This is a genomic window from Staphylococcus kloosii, assembly GCF_003019255.1.
Lineage (GTDB): Bacteria > Bacillota > Bacilli > Staphylococcales > Staphylococcaceae > Staphylococcus > Staphylococcus kloosii.
The window spans coordinates 1,609,564-1,627,025 of the sequence record NZ_CP027846.1 but is presented as its reverse complement, the minus strand read 5'-3'; the positions used below and the strand labels follow the sequence as shown (position 1 = coordinate 1,627,025).

18 protein-coding genes are annotated in these 17,462 nt (G+C 32.2%); 1 reads left to right on the top strand and 17 read right to left on the bottom strand.

From position 1 onward, the window contains the following. Positions 1-35: 35 nt before the first annotated feature. From C7J89_RS08110 to C7J89_RS08060, 11 genes are all read right to left on the bottom strand, one after another. Positions 36-443: a Fur family transcriptional regulator gene (locus C7J89_RS08110; RefSeq protein ID WP_103295099.1), complete on the bottom strand. Its 408-nt coding sequence runs from the start codon at positions 441-443 to the stop codon at positions 36-38. Beyond that, the gene (locus C7J89_RS08105; RefSeq protein WP_103295098.1) at positions 433-1,293 is read right to left on the bottom strand and encodes a metal ABC transporter permease; all 861 of its coding nucleotides are present in this window, start codon (positions 1,291-1,293) and stop codon (positions 433-435) included. Before C7J89_RS08105 ends, C7J89_RS08110 begins: the two co-directional genes overlap by 11 nt. Then, complete coding sequence (locus C7J89_RS08100; RefSeq protein WP_103295097.1) at positions 1,286-2,062, bottom strand: metal ABC transporter ATP-binding protein; 777 nt, start codon at positions 2,060-2,062, stop codon at positions 1,286-1,288. The genes C7J89_RS08105 and C7J89_RS08100 overlap by 8 nt, the downstream gene beginning before the upstream one ends. A 147-nt stretch (positions 2,063-2,209) precedes the next feature. After that, positions 2,210-3,100: a deoxyribonuclease IV gene (locus C7J89_RS08095; RefSeq protein WP_103295096.1), complete on the bottom strand. Its 891-nt coding sequence runs from the start codon at positions 3,098-3,100 to the stop codon at positions 2,210-2,212. A 9-nt stretch (positions 3,101-3,109) separates the two neighbouring features. Then, positions 3,110-4,453, bottom strand: coding sequence for a DEAD/DEAH box helicase (locus C7J89_RS08090; protein WP_103295095.1), 1,344 nt, complete (start codon positions 4,451-4,453; stop codon positions 3,110-3,112). Between the two features lie 83 nt (positions 4,454-4,536). After that, positions 4,537-5,640 carry a Nif3-like dinuclear metal center hexameric protein gene (locus tag C7J89_RS08085; protein ID WP_103295094.1) on the bottom strand — a complete coding sequence of 368 codons (1,104 nt, stop codon included), beginning with the start codon at positions 5,638-5,640 and terminating at the stop codon, positions 4,537-4,539. Continuing rightward, complete coding sequence (locus C7J89_RS08080; protein ID WP_103295093.1) at positions 5,630-6,319, bottom strand: tRNA (adenine(22)-N(1))-methyltransferase; 690 nt, start codon at positions 6,317-6,319, stop codon at positions 5,630-5,632. Before C7J89_RS08080 ends, C7J89_RS08085 begins: the two co-directional genes overlap by 11 nt. A gap of 67 nt (positions 6,320-6,386) precedes the next feature. Further along, positions 6,387-7,493 carry an RNA polymerase sigma factor RpoD gene (rpoD, locus tag C7J89_RS08075; protein WP_048793577.1) on the bottom strand — a complete coding sequence of 369 codons (1,107 nt, stop codon included), beginning with the start codon at positions 7,491-7,493 and terminating at the stop codon, positions 6,387-6,389. Positions 7,494-7,637: 144 nt separating this feature from the next. Further along, a complete protein-coding gene (gene dnaG / locus C7J89_RS08070) occupies positions 7,638-9,422 on the bottom strand; it encodes a DNA primase (protein WP_103295092.1) in 1,785 nt (594 codons plus the stop codon). Between the two features lie 45 nt (positions 9,423-9,467). Continuing rightward, the gene (locus C7J89_RS08065) at positions 9,468-10,292 is read right to left on the bottom strand and encodes a pyruvate, water dikinase regulatory protein (protein WP_103295091.1); all 825 of its coding nucleotides are present in this window, start codon (positions 10,290-10,292) and stop codon (positions 9,468-9,470) included. Between the two features lie 12 nt (positions 10,293-10,304). Then, the gene (locus C7J89_RS08060) at positions 10,305-10,928 is read right to left on the bottom strand and encodes a transcriptional regulator CcpN (protein ID WP_103295090.1); all 624 of its coding nucleotides are present in this window, start codon (positions 10,926-10,928) and stop codon (positions 10,305-10,307) included. Between the two features lie 349 nt (positions 10,929-11,277). On the opposite strand from C7J89_RS08060, the gene C7J89_RS08055 reads away from it, so the two are divergent. Then, positions 11,278-12,669: a glycine--tRNA ligase gene (locus C7J89_RS08055; RefSeq protein ID WP_106884405.1), complete on the top strand. Its 1,392-nt coding sequence runs from the start codon at positions 11,278-11,280 to the stop codon at positions 12,667-12,669. Positions 12,670-13,362: 693 nt separating this feature from the next. On the opposite strand, the gene recO is transcribed toward C7J89_RS08055, so the two are convergent. The 6 genes from recO to C7J89_RS08025 form a co-directional block, all read right to left on the bottom strand. Next, a complete protein-coding gene (recO, locus tag C7J89_RS08050; protein ID WP_061854567.1) occupies positions 13,363-14,124 on the bottom strand; it encodes a DNA repair protein RecO in 762 nt (253 codons plus the stop codon). Positions 14,125-14,144: 20 nt separating this feature from the next. Continuing rightward, positions 14,145-15,041 carry a GTPase Era gene (era, locus tag C7J89_RS08045; RefSeq protein WP_103295089.1) on the bottom strand — a complete coding sequence of 299 codons (897 nt, stop codon included), beginning with the start codon at positions 15,039-15,041 and terminating at the stop codon, positions 14,145-14,147. Next, positions 15,041-15,448, bottom strand: coding sequence for a cytidine deaminase (gene cdd / locus C7J89_RS08040; protein WP_061854565.1), 408 nt, complete (start codon positions 15,446-15,448; stop codon positions 15,041-15,043). Before cdd ends, era begins: the two co-directional genes overlap by 1 nt. Before the next feature lie 61 nt (positions 15,449-15,509). Continuing rightward, positions 15,510-15,857 carry a diacylglycerol kinase family protein gene (locus C7J89_RS08035; RefSeq protein WP_103295088.1) on the bottom strand — a complete coding sequence of 116 codons (348 nt, stop codon included), beginning with the start codon at positions 15,855-15,857 and terminating at the stop codon, positions 15,510-15,512. A 4-nt stretch (positions 15,858-15,861) separates the two neighbouring features. Further along, positions 15,862-16,326, bottom strand: a complete 465-nt coding sequence (ybeY, locus tag C7J89_RS08030) for an rRNA maturation RNase YbeY (RefSeq protein WP_103295087.1) — start codon at positions 16,324-16,326, stop codon at positions 15,862-15,864. Positions 16,327-16,329: 3 nt separating this feature from the next. Next, the gene (locus C7J89_RS08025; protein ID WP_061854562.1) at positions 16,330-17,277 is read right to left on the bottom strand and encodes a PhoH family protein; all 948 of its coding nucleotides are present in this window, start codon (positions 17,275-17,277) and stop codon (positions 16,330-16,332) included. Positions 17,278-17,462: the final 185 nt, after the last annotated feature.

The window sequence follows — 17,462 nt, the reverse complement described above, 5'->3', positions numbered from 1 at the left end:
AGATGAGCCCTTCGTTATAATGTATTAATTAATACTTAAAGACATTTCTCACAAATACCATAAACTTCTAATTTATGTGTATTAATTGCAACATTTGGTAAATGTTTTTGAATCGCGTCCATAGGACAAAATTCAATTACTTTAGTATCACCGCAACGTTCGCAAATAAAATGATGATGGTGATGATCTGTACAGGCAATTCTAAATTTCATTTCACCATCTAGTTCAGTGCCTTCAATAATATTTAAGTCTTTAAATAAATGTAAGTTTCTATATATAGTATCGAATGATATACCCGGATAATTTGTATCCATTTGTTGTTGTATATGTTTGGCATTAATATATTTATCTTCTTCTACAAAAATATTAAGCATGTCACGACGTTTATCTGTATATTTATGACCATCTTGTTTAAGAATTTGAATTGCTTCTTCAGTTTTCATCTTCTTCAACTCCTTTTTTTTGTCGAAGATTTAATTTTTGATACATCATGGTACAAGCTAGCATTAACACTAATAGTACAACGATAACGCCACCAGGCGATATGTTAATATAAAAGGCTAATGTTAGTCCAACTATTACGGCTATTTCACCGATAATTATACTAAATACTATCAATTGTTTAAATCCTTTTGTAATTCTCATTGAAATGGCTACAGGAAGTGTTATTAATGCACTTACTAATAATATTCCGACTACACGCATTGACGCTGAAATAACCATAGCTACGATAGCGATAAATAAAAACTGTATCCATTTTGGAATGCCTATAACTTTACTATATTCTTCATCAAAAGATAATATAAATAGTTCTTTATAAAAGGCTAATACAAATATTAAAACAATTACCACAATTGCCACGATAGTTAATAAATCGCTTAATGAAACGGCGCTAATAGAACCGAATAATAGCCCTACAATTTCTTGGTTAAAACCATCAGCTAATGAAATAAATATAGCACTTAGCGCTATACCAGCACTCATAATAATAGGAATCGCGATTTCTTGATAATTACTATAAGAAGTTCTTAGTTTTTCGATTAATATGGCACCTATAATCGCGAATAAAATACCGCACCACATCGGATTAATAAAAGTTAATGCAGGTAAAACTGTAATTAAAAACATGCCAAATGAGATGCCTCCGAGCGTCACATGGCTTAATGCATCTGCAATTAATGATAATCTCCGTACTACAATAAAAGCACCGATAAGTGGCGCAATAAAACCAACAAGTAAACCACTTAATAGAGAATACCTCATAAAGTCAAAGTTCAGTAACGCATCAATCATTTGTACAACACTCCCTATCATGTTGATGATCTACGAATTTAATTGGATGACCATAGATTTTAGAAATTTGTACTTCATCTAGGGATTTAAATTCTTCGGTAGAACCGTGGAAATGTAAATGTTTATTCAGACACGCCACTTCGGTTGCAGTATCTGCTACTACTCCAATATCATGTGTTACTAATATGATTGTTACGCCTTCTTCTTTCAGTTGGTTTAAAGTATTATAAAAATCATTAACATGTTTTGCATCTATACCATTTGTCGGTTCATCTAATATTAAAACTGTTGGATCACTGATTAAGGCTCTAGCAATTAGGATTCTTTGTTGCTGTCCGCCAGATAATTCTGCAATGTTAGCGTTACTTAAATGTTCAATATTTAAACGCTTCAAGACTGCATGCACTTTTTGCTCGTCATTTTTATTGAACCAGCGTATTAATTTTTTACGTTTAGTTAGACCGCTAAGCACTACTTCTTTAACACTAGCAGGAAAACCAGATTTAAAAGCAAGTGCTTTCTGTGATACATAACTAATTTTTAACATAGATTGTTTTCCTTTATAATCTTTACCATCTACAAATATCTTGCCACTTTGCAACGGTAATAGACCTAAAATTAATTTTAACAATGTCGATTTCCCAGCACCATTTGGGCCGACGACTGCTAAAAACTCACCTCGATTAATTTTGATATTAATATTATCGAGCACTTTTTTGTTATCAAAAGCATAATTTAATTTTTTTAATTCGAATACTGGCGTAGTCATGATTTCACCTCGACTAATACTATACAATGTGAAAACAATTATGTAAATAGTAATGTTTACGACTTAATTAAAAAAAGTAGACGCACGTATTGTAATTAGCTACTGCCCAATTACTTAGCGTGCGACTACCTTTAATTTGATTTTCTATTATTGTTGTAATATTTTATCTTTTAAATCTGGATCAAATTTTTGGTTTTTAATCATTTCAATTTCATATTTGTATGGTGGTTTTTTGTTCTTTTTATCTTCACCAACATATGGTGTTTCTAATATTTTTGGAATATCTTTGAATGAATCATGATGAATGATATAGTTTAACGCGTCGAAACCAATGTGGCCGAAGCCAATATTTTCATGGCGGTCTTTATGTGCGCCAATTGGATTTTTACTATCGTTTACGTGTAAAACTTTAATTCTACCGATACCAACAATTTTATCAAATTCGTTAATAACACCATCAAAATCTTCTTTGACATTATATCCTGCATCATTAGTATGACAAGTATCGAAACATACCGACAAGCGTTCGTTATGGTGCACACCATCAATAATTTGAGCTAATTCTTCAAAGCTACGTCCGATTTCTGATCCTTTACCAGCCATTGTTTCTAAGGCGATTCGTACATCGTTATCTTGCGTTAATACTTCATTTAAACCTTCGATGATTTTTTTGATACCGACATCTGCTCCCGCACCAACGTGTGAGCCTGGATGTAATACGATATCTTTAGCGCCGATAGCTTCAGTACGTGCAATCTCATTTTGTAAAAATTCTACACCTAGATTAAAAACATGTGGCTTTTCAGTATTAGCAATATTAATAATATACGGTGCATGTACGACTATATTTGATAGGCCATATTTTTCCATAGCTTCATGACCTTTAGTAATATTTAAATCTTCGATTGGTTTTCTACGCGTATTCTGAGGCGCACCAGTATAAATCATAAATGTTGATTCACCAAATTTATGTGCTTCTTCTGCAGAACCTTCTAGCATTTTCTTACCACTCATTGAAACATGAGAGCCTAATAACATAATAATCACCTATCCTTTTTTATTTTTGCGGGCTAGTCTATTTTGACGTTTACTATATTGTTTGCGCTCTTGACGTTTTAAGTTTTCAACTTCTTGTTTGAATTTCTTCTTGTAACCAGGTTTTACCTTCTTCTTATTATTTCGCTTAACCTTATTTTTAATTTGATTCGTTAAGTGATCATCTTGTTTCTTTCTCACTTTACGCTTGTTATGAGCCTTAATAGGTTTAAGTTCATCGTCTTTAATATCAACATCATTAAATTTATATCCACGTTCTTCAATTAGGCCAATGTTTTCTTCTTCATCTGGACTATATAACGTGATTGCTACACCGTGGTATTGTCCACGTCCTGTACGTCCAACTCTGTGTGTAAAGAAATCAATGTCATTAGGAACATCGAAATTAATAACATGACTGACGCCTGGTATATCAATGCCTCTAGAAGCTAAATCACTGGCAATCACATATTGAAATTCAAGATTTCTAATACGTTTCATTTGTTGTTTTCTTTCACGTGGCGTTAAACCACCATGAATCATACCTACTTTAACACCTGCTTCAGTTATATGTTTTGCTAATTCATTCGCACTATCACGGCTATTACAAAATATAATACCTAAATACGGATTAATAACGTTCATTAATTTTAAAGTTTTATCAACTTTATCTTCACTTTTAGTCGGTATTAAATAAAATTCAATATTATCCTTGTTTTGAGAAGGTTTTTCTATCTCAATAAACTCTGGATTTTCTAAATATTTATTTAAAAATGGATGTAATGATTTTGGAATTGTTGCACTAAATACAGCAATACTAGCATTGTCTTCTAAGCGTGCTGCGATTAAATCTACATCTTCAATAAGACCTAAATCAATCATTAAATCAGCTTCATCGATGACTAAATAAGATGCCAGATGTACATGTAATTCACCGTTTTTTGCTAAATCATTAATTCTTGTAGGTGTACCGATTACTAAGTGTGGTTGATTTTTCGCACGTTGACGATCTTTTTCAATATCTGTTCCACCAATAAATAATTTTACAGATATATCTTGTTTAAATTTAGCAAGATGACTTGCTGCATCGAATAATTGTTGTGCTAATTCACGCGTTGGCGCGACGATTATTGCTTGAGGTTCGTTAATTGAGCTGTCTATTCGTTGCATTAATGGTAGTAAGAAAGCATGAGACTTGCCTGTACCTGTTTGAGATTGTCCGATTATACTTGTACCTTTAATGATTTTAGGAATAACTCGACTTTGAATCTCTGTTGGTTTGTTAAAGTTTAAATCTTTTACTGCTGTTATAAGTTCTGATTGTAAATTAAAATTTTCAAATGGATGGTTAGCCACGTTTTGGCCCTCCTTAAAGTTCATCTTATTCATTATAAAGCAACTGCTATTAAATTTGAATAAGTTTATTATTAGTTCGTTTATTAAAGGTATTCAAAAGGATTTGTATTTATCGTTGAAGCTTTAATACTAAATTTAGTATCATGATCGCTAAGCCAAGTATGCAATAATTGTAATAATCCTTCTTTCATAACATATTCGCTATAATGATCAATGTCTAATATGTTCATGCCATTAATTTTCGCATCTAGCGCATCATGATGTTTTACGTCTCCTGTAATAAAAACATCTGCACCACAAGCTTGTGCTTGATATTCAAAACCAATTCCTGAACCACCGATGATAGCTACACGATTAATAGTGGTATCTATATTCCCTGTAAAACGAACGCTTGGAATAGATAAATTAGATTTAACCGATTGTGCAAATTGTTTAGCGTTAACAGGCTTATCCAAATCACCAATCATACCTAGACCATGTGACGCAACTTTTGTCATTGTTATAAAATCATATACTGGCGTTTCATATGGATGATATTGTTCAATTAATCGTTGCGCTAATGCTTTTTGATGAAGTTCAATCATGAATTCTACTTTTGCTTCTTGAACGGCTTCTATTTCATCAATATTGCCGATATGTGGGTTTGCATTGCCAATAGGTTTGAAATTACCTGTGCCTGAACTTTCAAAGAAACAGTGTTCATAATCCCCTTCGGAAGCTAAGCCATGTTCACTCAGTTTATTTTTTAATGCCTCTTTATTTTCTTCAGGTACGAAAACTTGTACTTTGTAGTATTCATAAGTTTCTTCATTTAAGAAGGATAGATTGGTTAAGCCAATTTTATCGGCAAGCATTTTATTTACACCGTGTTCATACATGTCCAAATTAGTATGTAAAGCGATTAAATTAATATTATTTTTAATTAATTTATGGATAATTACACCATAACCATCGTTTTCTACGATATTGTTAACGCCTTTAAAAATAAGCGGGTGATGACAAATTATTGTATTACGGTCTTCCGCTATTGCCTCATCTACAACATCTTCGGTACAATCTAAAGCTGTTAATATACCGGTAACGTCATTGTCATTATTTCCAATTAATAAACCAACATTATCCCATTCTTCCGCAGTGTTTAGTGGCACATGCTTATTAATAATAGTTAACAATGTATTAATTTTCATAATTTAGCACCTCGCTAATTAATTTAATTTCTGTGTCTACTTCTGCTAATCTATCACGGTGTGTTGATGCATCTAATTGCTGCGCTATTGTTTTTAACGCTTGCAATTCATGTGTCCATTTTTTTATAAAACAATCATTTTTTTGTTGTAATAGTAATGGTCCGAATTTACGTTCTTGCTCAGTAAGTATCATATCATTATCTAGTTTATCTGCGACAATAATTTCATATATATGTTTCTTTTCTTCCATTATTTCTTCACTCGTAATAGTATATCCTGATTGTTCCAGCCATAACCTAATTGGATATGATTGAATATTACTTTGTAAAATAAGTCTCGGATGGTTAGCTAATTTGTTTTTACCTTCTGTCAATATTTTCGTGATTAAAGGTCCACCCATGCCGCATATTGTAATAGAGTCTATTTTATTATTATCGTCTAATACAGATAAACCGTCTCCTAATTTAACACTTATTACATCATCAAGTTGGTACTGTTGAACGTTTTGTATCGATGCTTCATACGGGCCTTTTATTACTTCACCTGCAATTGCAGTGCTAACAATATTATTTGTTATTGCATAAATAGGTAAATAAGCGTGATCTGAACCAATATCAGCTAGATACTCGCCTTTAATAAATTCACTCACTTTTTGTAATCGTTTATTAATAGTAATCATTGCGTTACCCCTCTAATAAATGTAAAAAAGACTCTTTTGCACGTAGTTGTACAAAAGAGCCCAATTATTAATCCATAAAGTCTTTAAGACGTTTACTTCTACTTGGATGTCTCAATTTTCTCAATGCTTTAGCCTCGATTTGTCTAATACGTTCTCTAGTAACGCCAAAGACTTTTCCTACTTCTTCAAGTGTACGAGTTCTACCATCATCAAGACCAAAACGTAATCTTAAGACATTCTCTTCACGGTCTGTCAATGTATCAAGTACGTCTTCTAATTGCTCTTTTAATAGTTCATAAGCAGCATGGTCAGATGGACTTTGTGCTTCTTGGTCTTCGATGAAATCACCTAAATGACTATCGTCTTCTTCACCGATTGGTGTTTCTAATGAAACTGGTTCTTGTGCAATTTTTAAGATTTCACGTACTTTTTCAGGTGGTAAATCCATTTCTTCACCAATTTCTTCTGGTGCTGGATCTCTGCCTAAATCTTGTAGTAATTGTCTTTGTACACGGATAAGTTTATTAATCGTTTCAACCATATGAACTGGTATACGTATAGTTCTAGCTTGGTCAGCAATAGCACGAGTGATTGCTTGTCGAATCCACCACGTAGCGTAAGTAGAAAACTTGAACCCTTTACTAAAGTCGAATTTTTCTACTGCTTTGATAAGTCCCATGTTACCTTCTTGTATTAAGTCTAAGAATAACATGCCACGGCCTACATATCTTTTAGCGATACTAACAACAAGACGTAAGTTTGCTTCTGCTAATCTTGATTTAGCAATTTCATCGCCTTCTTCAATTTTTTTAGCCAATTCAATTTCTTCTTGTGCACTTAATAAATTAACGCGCCCGATTTCTTTTAAATACATACGCACTGGATCGTTAATTTTAACACCTGGAGGCGCACTTAAATCGTTTGGGTTAATTTTATCATCAGTATCTGAACTATCTTTTTCATTTACTAAACTAATATCGTTATCGTTTAGTTGATCAAAGAAGTCATCCATGTGGTCTGGGTCCATTTCAAAGTTTTGCAGTTTTTCTGCAATTTCTTCATGGCTAAGATGACCTTCTTTTTTACCTTTTTCGATCAATTGTTTTTTAACATCTTCTAAAGTTAGAGATGGGTCGATGGTTTGTTTTTTTACTTTAACTTTATTGTCAGACATGAAAAGGCCTCCCGAATATAATATCAACTAGTAATAATAATCATTACGAACGCTTATTACTACTACTCATTTCCAAATAAGACACATATTAAACATTGTTAATCCAGCAATAGTCAAATATGCAATGATACTTAACTATTATATTTAATTCATTCTATTTTTATTGAAGTTTACTATTCGTTCTAAATATTGTTTTTGTAAAGCTTGATCCCCTAATCTAGTAGCTTCTATTAATTTGTTGTTAAGCGACTCTATCGTTTCAGAGGTTCTGTATTTTGTTATAGTATTAATATAATCATCAATTTCGTTTTCATACGGTTCTTCATTTATCATAAAGTTATCTAATGATATAAATGCTTCTTTAATTTCCGAAATTTCGATGTACTGTAATACGTCACTTATACTAAACGAATCATTCTCTGCGTAAAACTCGCGTAAAGTAATAAATATACGCTTAAAATACTCATTTGTAAAGTCTTCAGGCTCAATTAACTGATGATAATTTAAAAAAGTATCTTTATCATTCATAAAATGTTTGAGCAAAGCACGCTCAGCTTTTTGTTCTTTAGACAAATTGGCAAATTGTGGTACTGACGGTGCTTGATAAGATGGTGCTTGATGATAAGACTGTTGACTATCTATTTCACTGTTTAGACTATCTAAATTGACTTTAAACACTTCAGACACATCTTGGATAACTTTTTTTCTTAAAATAGTGGAAGACATATAGGCAATATCGTTCGTTATTTCTTTTAAATATTTTTCATAAGCCAAGTCATTATTTTCTATTTCTTCTTGATGCATATTTACTTTGTAAAGAATAAATGCTTTTTTTTCATGTTCAACATAATGATTGAATGCCTCTTCACCATGTTTACCAATATATTCATCAGGATCCATATCTTTAGGTAATTGAACAACAAAAACATTGAAGCCTTGTTTAAGTAAATTATTACCCGTTTTTAATGTGGCTTCACTACCTGCAAAGTCACCATCAAACATTAAAGTTATATTGTTTGTAAGCTTTTTTAAAAAAGTTATATGATCTTGAGAAATTTGTGTCCCCATACTCGCAATAACTTGTTTAAGACCAGCTTGATCGGCCTTAATTACATCCATAAAACCTTCTAATAAGATAGCTTCATCATTTTTACGAATTGCTTTACGTGCCAAATCTACATTATATAACAACCTTCTCTTTTGAAAGATAGGTGTTTCAGGGGAGTTTAAATACTTTGGTTCTTGGTTTGTATAAGTTCGTCCTGAGTAGCCTACAGTTCTACCTTGAGAATTATTTAACGGAAACATAATACGGTCTCTAAATCTATCATAATAACTAAAGTTTTCTTCGTTTCTAGATAGTAAGCCCGCTTCATAAGCAAGTTGAATATCATATCCTTTTTTCTCTAAAAAATCATGGCAAAAGTGAGAATTATTGGGTGCATAGCCTATTTTACGTGCATCGATGAGCTCATCTGTAAATCCTCTATCTTTTAAATATGCTAATGCTGCTTCACCCTCGACTGATTTTTTAAGGGCGTAATGATAATATTGTTGCATTAATTCATGCATTTCTATCATTTTCAAATCATCTGACGCTATTTGATGACCCTCATTTTGATATTGATTATCCTGTTGTGTATCAACGGTAATATTAACACGTGCACCTAATTCCTGTACGGCTTCCGTAAAAGAAATATCTTTAATTTCTTGAGTAAATTGAAAAACGTTACCGCCTTTTTTGCAACCAAAACAATGACAAATTTGTTTATCTTTAGAAACAGTAAATGAAGGCGTCTTTTCATCATGAAAAGGACACAAACCAATGTAATTGCGCCCTCTTTTTTCTAATTTCACATATTCACTGACTAAGTCTAAAATGTCAGTCTTATTTTTAATCTCATCAATAACAGATTGTTCGATTCGCAAAGTTCATCACCTTATTAAACATTAATTATATAATTATAAATGTTATTAGTCCTTTTTGAAATTATTTTGCTCAATGATGCTAATTATATCGTTTGCAGTTTCTTCAATTGCTTTGTCTGAAACATCGATAACTGGACATCCAATTCTATCAATTAAATCATGGAAATAATCCAGTTCTTCCTTAATTCGTTGTTCAGTTGCATATCTAGCGCTATCACCCAATCCTAATTGGCGTAAACGCTCTTTACGAATTCTATTTAACTTTTCTTCACTTATTTTTAGTGCAATACATTTAGAAGGGTCTGTTTCGAATAAATTGTCTGGAGGTGTAACTTCAGGAACAATTGGAATATTCATCACCTTATAGCTTTTATGCGCTAAATATTGAGAAAGTGGTGTCTTAGATGTTCGAGAAATACCTAAAAGTACTATATCAGCAGTAGCTAATCCTTTAGGGTCTTTACCATCATCATATTTAACTGCAAATTCGATTGCATCAATTTTTTTGAAATATGCTTCGTCTAATCTATGAACTAAACCAGGTTCGAAATAAGGTTGTTCGTCTATTCTATCTAATAATATATTCATAAGTGGACCCATAATATCGACAGACTGGATACTTAATTCATTTACTTTAGCTTCCATGTATTTTCTGATTTCAGGTTTAACAAGTGTATAGATTACGATTGCTTGCGTATCTAAAGCTACTTGTATAACTTCATCGACATTCTCTAACGCTTCTATATAAGGATAACGTATAATCTCATGTTCGCATTGATTAGGATTGAATTGCGATATACAGGCTCTTGCTACTAATTCGGCTGTTTCACCTACAGAGTCAGAAGCAACAATTAAATTAATTTTTTCCATGTTAAATACCACCTATTCGTTAAATAATGACACAAAAATTTTCGTGATCGTAGTTTTAGAAATTCTACCTTTTACTTCAAAGTTACCGTTGTCTTTTTTACTAACAATAGGTAATGAATCTATTTCTTTCTCGATCATTAAATTTGCGGCGTAAATTACGCGTTCGTTTTCTAATATATAATTTAAATTTGGCATGCGTGTCATAATGATATTGACTGGCATTGTATGTATGTCTTCGCCTATCATAGACGCTCTTAATAAATCTTTTCTAGAACATACACCGATAAAATCACCTTGTTCATTAATAACAAATAAAGTACTTACATCTTCAAGAAATATTGTACAAATTGCGTCATAAACAGTCATTTCACTTTTAACAACAACTGGATGTGATGAGTAATCTTTGACGACATATTTTTTCAATTGTTCAGATATTAATTTATTCTTTGGTTTTCCAGGATAATAATAACCAACACGTGGTCTTGCTTCTAATATGCCTGACATTGTTAGTATAGCTAAATCAGGTCTTAGTGTAGCTCGAGTTAATTCTAAACGTTCTGCAATATGTTCACCCGTAATTGGGCCATTGTTTTTAACAATCTCAACTATTTGTTGTTGTCTTTTACTCAGTTCTATTGTGATTCACCCCTTTATTCATACACTTTAATTATACATTGATTTATCTCAAGCTACAAATACATATAATTACTTGCTAATAGAGTATCTATAGATTAAAATAAAGATTGTAAGCGAGTTAAGGATAGTGAGAGCTTAACAACTATTTAATGGCACATATAAATAAAAATTTATGAATCAAATTAAAAGCGAGTGACTACACTAATTTGGGTGGAACCGCGGGTTAAAAACTATAATATTAAACACATTTAATGTGATTAAAGTATAACTCGTCCCAAGACAATGATGAAGTATGTTTATTTTTCGTTGTCTTGGGGCGTTTTTATGTAAAAAAGGAGTGCAATTGAAAATGGCAAAAGATATGGATACTGTAGTTCAATTAGCAAAGCATAGAGGCTTTGTATTTCCTGGTAGTGAAATTTATGGAGGACTATCAAACACATGGGACTATGGTCCACTGGGTGTAGAATTAAAAAATAACGTTAAAAAAGCATGGTGGCAAAAATTTATTACTCAATCACCATACAACGTCGGAATCGACGCTGCTATCCTAATGAATCCTAAAACTTGGGAAGCGTCTGGACATTTAGGGAACTTTAATGATCCAATGATTGACAACAAAGATAGTAAAATTAGATATCGTGCCGATAAAATCATTGAAGATTACATGTTAAACGAAAAAGGTGACGAAAATTTTGTTGCTGATGGTTTAAGCTTTGATGAAATGAAACGCATTATTGATGAAGAAGGCATTGTATGTCCTGTAAGTGGAACAGCTAACTGGACTGATATCCGTCAATTCAACTTAATGTTTAAAACTTTCCAAGGTGTTACTGAAGATTCAACAAACGAATTATTCTTACGCCCTGAAACTGCTCAAGGTATTTTCGTTAACTACAAAAATGTTCAACGTACTATGCGTAAAAAATTACCATTTGGTATTGGTCAAATCGGTAAATCTTTCCGTAACGAAATCACACCAGGTAACTTTATTTTCCGTACACGTGAATTCGAACAAATGGAATTAGAATTTTTCTGTAAACCTGGCGAAGAAATTGAATGGCAAAACTATTGGAAAACATTTGCTAGCGAATGGTTAAAAGATCTTGGCTTAAGTGAAGAAAACACTCGTTTAAGAGATCATGATGAAGACGAATTATCTCACTATTCAAATGCAACAACAGATATTGAATATCGTTTCCCATTCGGTTGGGGTGAACTATGGGGGATTGCAAGCCGTACTGATTTCGACTTGAAAAAACATAGTGAGCATTCTGGTGAAGACTTTACTTACCATGATCAAGAAACAAACGAAAAATACATTCCTTATTGTATCGAACCATCATTAGGTGCTGACCGTGTTACATTAGCATTCTTATGTGATGCATACGATGAAGAAGGTGTTGAAGGAAGTAAAGATGCTAGAACAGTATTACATTTCCACCCTGCCCTAGCGCCATACAAAGCAGCGGTATTACCTTTAAGTAAAAAATTATCTAGCGAAGCAATTAAAATCTTTGAACAATTAAGTACTAAATTCTCAATTGATTTTGATGAATCACAATCAATCGGTAAACGTTACCGTCGTCAAGACGAAATTGGTACACCATATTGTATTACTTTCGATTTTGATTCTTTAGAAGATCAAAAAGTAACTGTAAGAGATAGAGATACAATGGAACAAATTCGTATGCCAATTGAAGAATTAGAAGCATTCTTAGCTGAAAAAGTTAAATTTTAATTAATAAGATTTGCTTTTGTATCATAATGAATAGCCAATCACGCGCTAATTTAACGCGTTGATTGGCTATTTTTTTGTTTTTGATATTTGTTTGCTACTAAAATAATTAATATTCAACACGTACTAGCATAAAGCGGTCCTTGTAGTTATAAAAAAATCTGAGACATAATTCCTAACTCGAATTAAATAACACCTTATTCTACTGATTTATTCAGTAAAAATGAGGTGTTATTTTTTATAATCTACGATTTTGTTCGTGCATGCTTGCCTTGATTTAGTATAGTATGGTTCGAGCCTGTAGTCTCTCACTCATACGACTCCCTCAGGCGTCAGCACTTTACAAAATCGTTACAAATTTCCAATTTTATACAAAAAATAAAGCGCTCTCGTATAATTTAATAAACATCACTAAACTAAATTAACGAGGTGCCTTATGTAAAAAAATTATAACATGTCTCAAATAACGCTACCACTTGATATTGAAGTATTGATTCCAGAAAATGATATTGCACATTGTATAAATCATATTGTAGAGTCTATACATATATGGTGCTAAGATTGAAGCAAGTGCTAACAAGTCTACATTGGAGTGGAGAAAAAACACTGAAATATATAGTAGTAAGGTAATTGAACAATTTAAAGAAAATGGATTTTCACTATATTATTACTTTCTAGAATATTTCTGTCCTAGACTTATTCACGTTGATCATCAAGTCGATGTAATTGATTTATTAATTTTTGACTTTTGAAAAACATTCCGGCGTATTCTCGATATAACATAATAAGTAATTCGGACATCTCATCTACTATAGCATCATTGATATTTAAAGAGTTCATTTTAGCAATTGGCATTTGCTGTAATAAAGTTAAAAGATATAATGTTTTATTAGATATTTTGAGTGCATGTGGATCTCTATCTAAGACATTCATTGAAATCGCCCCATCAAACTTAAAACTATATGCAGCGAGTTTAGATTGGTCTTTACTATCCGTAACAACACATCTATCGAAAATGGCATTAAAACCAAAGTGAGTCATATTTTTTAATAAAACAATAACTGACATTAGTTGTGCCGAGACCCCTTCATTAATTTTGGATAACACGAAATGTAAAAGCTCATAATTCGATTTAGATACATCTTCAGGTTCTATTGCACGGTCAATCACTTCTGTACATAGACTCGCAAAACTACTTTCATAAATATCTAATCTCAGATTATAATTTTGTTCTATAACATCTATTGAACTTATTGTCCCCATGCCTTTCCATTTTGAATAAACAAACAACCCATACACAAATAATTGTGTATGAGCTTGTAATCCACTTTTACTTTTTTTAACTCTTCGAGCCATCAACGGCACTTTAGCACCATGTTCATTTAAGATTGTAATGATTTTATCGGATTCGCCATAATCTACTGATTTAATAACTATTCCTTTTTGCTTGATTAACAAGTTAACTCACAATCCTTATATTAATCTTGGTCTTCTACATAACCCATTTGACGAATAAAATTCACTTTATTACGCCAATCTTTTTGAACTTTAACCCATAGTTCTAAATATACTTTTGAGCCAAGTAGTCGTTCAATATCTTGACGCGCGCGTTTACCAACTTCTTTAAGTTTTTTACCACCTTTACCAATGACAATACCCTTTTGTGAGTCACGTTCAACGAATATCGTAGCTTCAATTCGCACTCTGTCTTCATCTTCTTTAACCATACGGTCTACATTAACACCGATTGCGTGTGGTATTTCTTCACTAGTAAGATGTAAGATTTTTTCTCTAATAAGCTCACCGACTACAAATTGTTCGGGATGGTCAGAGATTTGATCATCAGGATAATATTTTGGTCCTTCAGGTAAATAAGATTTAAGTACACCTAAAAAGTGATCGACATTATGTCCTTCTAATGCAGACATAGGTACTATTTCAGTGAAATCCATGTACGTTTGATATTCTTCAATTATTGGCATCAATTTATCTGGATGTACTAAATCGATTTTATTTAACACTAAAAAGACAGGTGTCTTTACAGATTTTAACATTTCCATTATAAATTCATCGCCACGGCCAATACCTTCATCTACATTAACCATAAACATGATAGCATCAATTTCTGATAATGTATTTTTAGCGACACGCATCATGTAATCGCCTAATTTGTGTTTTGGTTTATGAATACCTGGTGTATCTAAAAAGATAATTTGTGCATCTTCTTCAGTCATAACACCTTGAATTTTGTTACGAGTTGTTTGTGCTTTATCAGACATAATTGCAATTTTGTGTCCAATAACTCTGTTTACGAATGTAGATTTACCTACATTAGGTCTACCTATAATTGATACAAATCCTGATTTATGTTCCATTAATTATTTAAATCCTTTCCTGAAAAACCAAGTGGTAGTAATTTGTCCACAGTAGATTCAATCATGTCTCCATTGTGATTAGTCATATAGACAGGCATGTCATCATCGCATAACTCTTTTAATACTTGTCTGCATGCACCACATGGAGATGATGGTTCTAAAGCATCTACAGTGATTGTAATTGATTCAAAATCTCCTGGTTTATAGCCATTTGAAATAGCGGCTACTAAACTAGAACGTTCTGCGCAAATAGCCATTGGATAAGCTGCATTTTCTACATTTGCGCCATAAAATACATTGCCGTCTTTCGTTCGTAAGTAAGCACCTACTTTAAACTTACTGTACGGAACGTATGCATTTTGTTGTGCTTTTCTTACTTCATTAAAATAATCATTATTATATGTCATAAAATAGCATCCCCCTCAAAATATTGCACTATTTACTTTAAGTATAATACAAATTAAGCAATTACTGTATTAAATTTATAATATGAGGGATGAAAATTATTAAACCAAGCAGTAGCGCTACTATTGAAGCAATTAACACGGCAAAAGCAGCAATATCTTTTGCATATTTTGCGTATGTCGCATAAGAATCTGTTACTAAGTCTACAACAAATTCTATTGCAGTATTTATAGCTTCACTTATTAATACTATGCCAATAGCTATAATAATAATTATCCATTCTATTGCTGAAAGTCGAAAGATAAAACTTAAGACAATAACTAGCAATGCACAAATTATATGAATGAAAAAATTATGATCCTTTTTTAACAGAGTTAACAAACCTGCAAATGCATGTTTAAATCTGCCCATAATATCACTTATCTCTTGTTAAACCATAAGCATTTAAGATTTCATCTTGTCTACCAAACATGACTTTCTCATCATCTTGTTCGATATGGTCATATCCTAATAAATGTAAAAATCCATGTAATGCTAAAAAGCCAAGTTCTCTCCCAAATGAATGTCCATATTGTTCGGCTTGTTCTTTAGCTACATCAGTGCAAATAATAATATCACCCAGTACTCTAGGAATATCTGCACCAACAATTTCGGCATCCTCTTCTTCAAATGCAAAAGAAATAACGTCGGTTACTTTGTCTTTGTCACGATACATTTTATTAATATCTTGAATTTCATTTTTATCGACAAAGGTCACTGATAATTCAGCTTCATCATTAATATTTTCTTGTTCTTTAGCAAAAGTTAATAGCTCATCAATTTGCGTAAACCATGCATCATTAACTTCTGAAGTGTGATCGCTAAAATCTATAGTAAACAATGGCTATTCATCTCCTTCATATTTGTCTATAATTTTATTGACTAATGGGTGGCGTACAACATCGCTAGCATCAAGTTTTAATATACTGATACCTTTTACGTCATTTAATTTTGTAGTCGCTTCTTTTAATCCAGTTTTAACGCCGGGAGGTAAATCAACTTGTGTTGGATCTCCGGTAACAACCATCTTTGAACCAAACCCTAATCTAGTTAAAAACATTTTCATTTGGGCATGAGTGGTATTTTGTGCTTCGTCTAAAATGACAAAGGCATCGTCTAACGTTCTACCACGCATATACGCTAAAGGTGCAATTTCAATAATGCCACGTTCAATAAAGCGTGCAGATTGTTCTCTCCCTAAAACTGTATTCAAACCGTCATATAGTGGTCTTAAATATGGATCGACCTTTTCTTTTAAGTCACCTGGTAAGAAACCAAGAGATTCACCAGCTTCAACGGCAGGTCTTGTTAAAACGATTCGTTTAACATTTCCTTTACGCAATTGTTTTGCTGCATAAACTACTGCTAAAAATGTTTTACCAGTTCCTGCTGGTCCAATACCAAAGACTAAATCATTTCTATTCATTGCATTAATGTAAAGTCTTTGTCCCATCGTTTTTGCTCGAATAGACTTACCGAATGCGTCTTTAGTGATTTCATCTTCATATAAATCTATTAATTGATCAATTGTGTTATTATGAGCCATTTTTATAGCTGACTCAACATCTTTAAGAGATATATTAATGCCTTGTTGAATCACTTTCAATAAATTAATTAATACTGATTCAGCTTGTTCTACATGCTCCAATACATTTCCTTTAACAGCAATTTCTTGACCGCGAGCATGTACGACGACATCAAATCCTTCTTCAATAGCTTCCAAATGTTCATCGTTATTTCCGATGAGGGCTTGAGCTTCATTGATATCGTCAATATAAATAATTCCAGGCATATAGGCGCTCCTTTGCAAATAAATTTTCTTTTATTTAGTAATTAAGTCCTTTAAATTTTAAAATAATAAACATAAATTGTCTATAAGTACTAAGGATGATACTTCAAAAGTTGTCTATATATTAAATACCTTTATATTATAACATGTAACCTTAATAAGTTATTTTAATGTGCATTATAAGGATT

Bases quoted from the DNA above. Each gene is read 5' to 3' on its own strand.
- rpoD (WP_048793577.1), bottom strand. From the start codon at position 7,493: ATGTCTGACAATAAAGTTAAAGTAAAAAAACAAACCATCGACCCATCT.
- C7J89_RS08055 (WP_106884405.1), top strand. From the start codon at position 11,278: ATGGCAAAAGATATGGATACTGTAGTTCAATTAGCAAAGCATAGAGGC.
- C7J89_RS08105 (WP_103295098.1), bottom strand. From the start codon at position 1,293: ATGATTGATGCGTTACTGAACTTTGACTTTATGAGGTATTCTCTATTA.
- C7J89_RS08065 (WP_103295091.1), bottom strand. From the start codon at position 10,292: ATGGAAAAAATTAATTTAATTGTTGCTTCTGACTCTGTAGGTGAAACA.
- C7J89_RS08080 (WP_103295093.1), bottom strand. From the start codon at position 6,319: ATGATTACTATTAATAAACGATTACAAAAAGTGAGTGAATTTATTAAA.
- C7J89_RS08110 (WP_103295099.1), bottom strand. From the start codon at position 443: ATGAAAACTGAAGAAGCAATTCAAATTCTTAAACAAGATGGTCATAAA.
- C7J89_RS08085 (WP_103295094.1), bottom strand. From the start codon at position 5,640: ATGAAAATTAATACATTGTTAACTATTATTAATAAGCATGTGCCACTA.
- era (WP_103295089.1), bottom strand. From the start codon at position 15,041: ATGGAACATAAATCAGGATTTGTATCAATTATAGGTAGACCTAATGTA.
- C7J89_RS08100 (WP_103295097.1), bottom strand. From the start codon at position 2,062: ATGACTACGCCAGTATTCGAATTAAAAAAATTAAATTATGCTTTTGAT.
- cdd (WP_061854565.1), bottom strand. From the start codon at position 15,448: ATGACATATAATAATGATTATTTTAATGAAGTAAGAAAAGCACAACAA.
- C7J89_RS08025 (WP_061854562.1), bottom strand. From the start codon at position 17,277: ATGCCTGGAATTATTTATATTGACGATATCAATGAAGCTCAAGCCCTC.
- C7J89_RS08035 (WP_103295088.1), bottom strand. From the start codon at position 15,857: ATGGGCAGATTTAAACATGCATTTGCAGGTTTGTTAACTCTGTTAAAA.
- C7J89_RS08095 (WP_103295096.1), bottom strand. From the start codon at position 3,100: ATGTTATTAGGCTCTCATGTTTCAATGAGTGGTAAGAAAATGCTAGAA.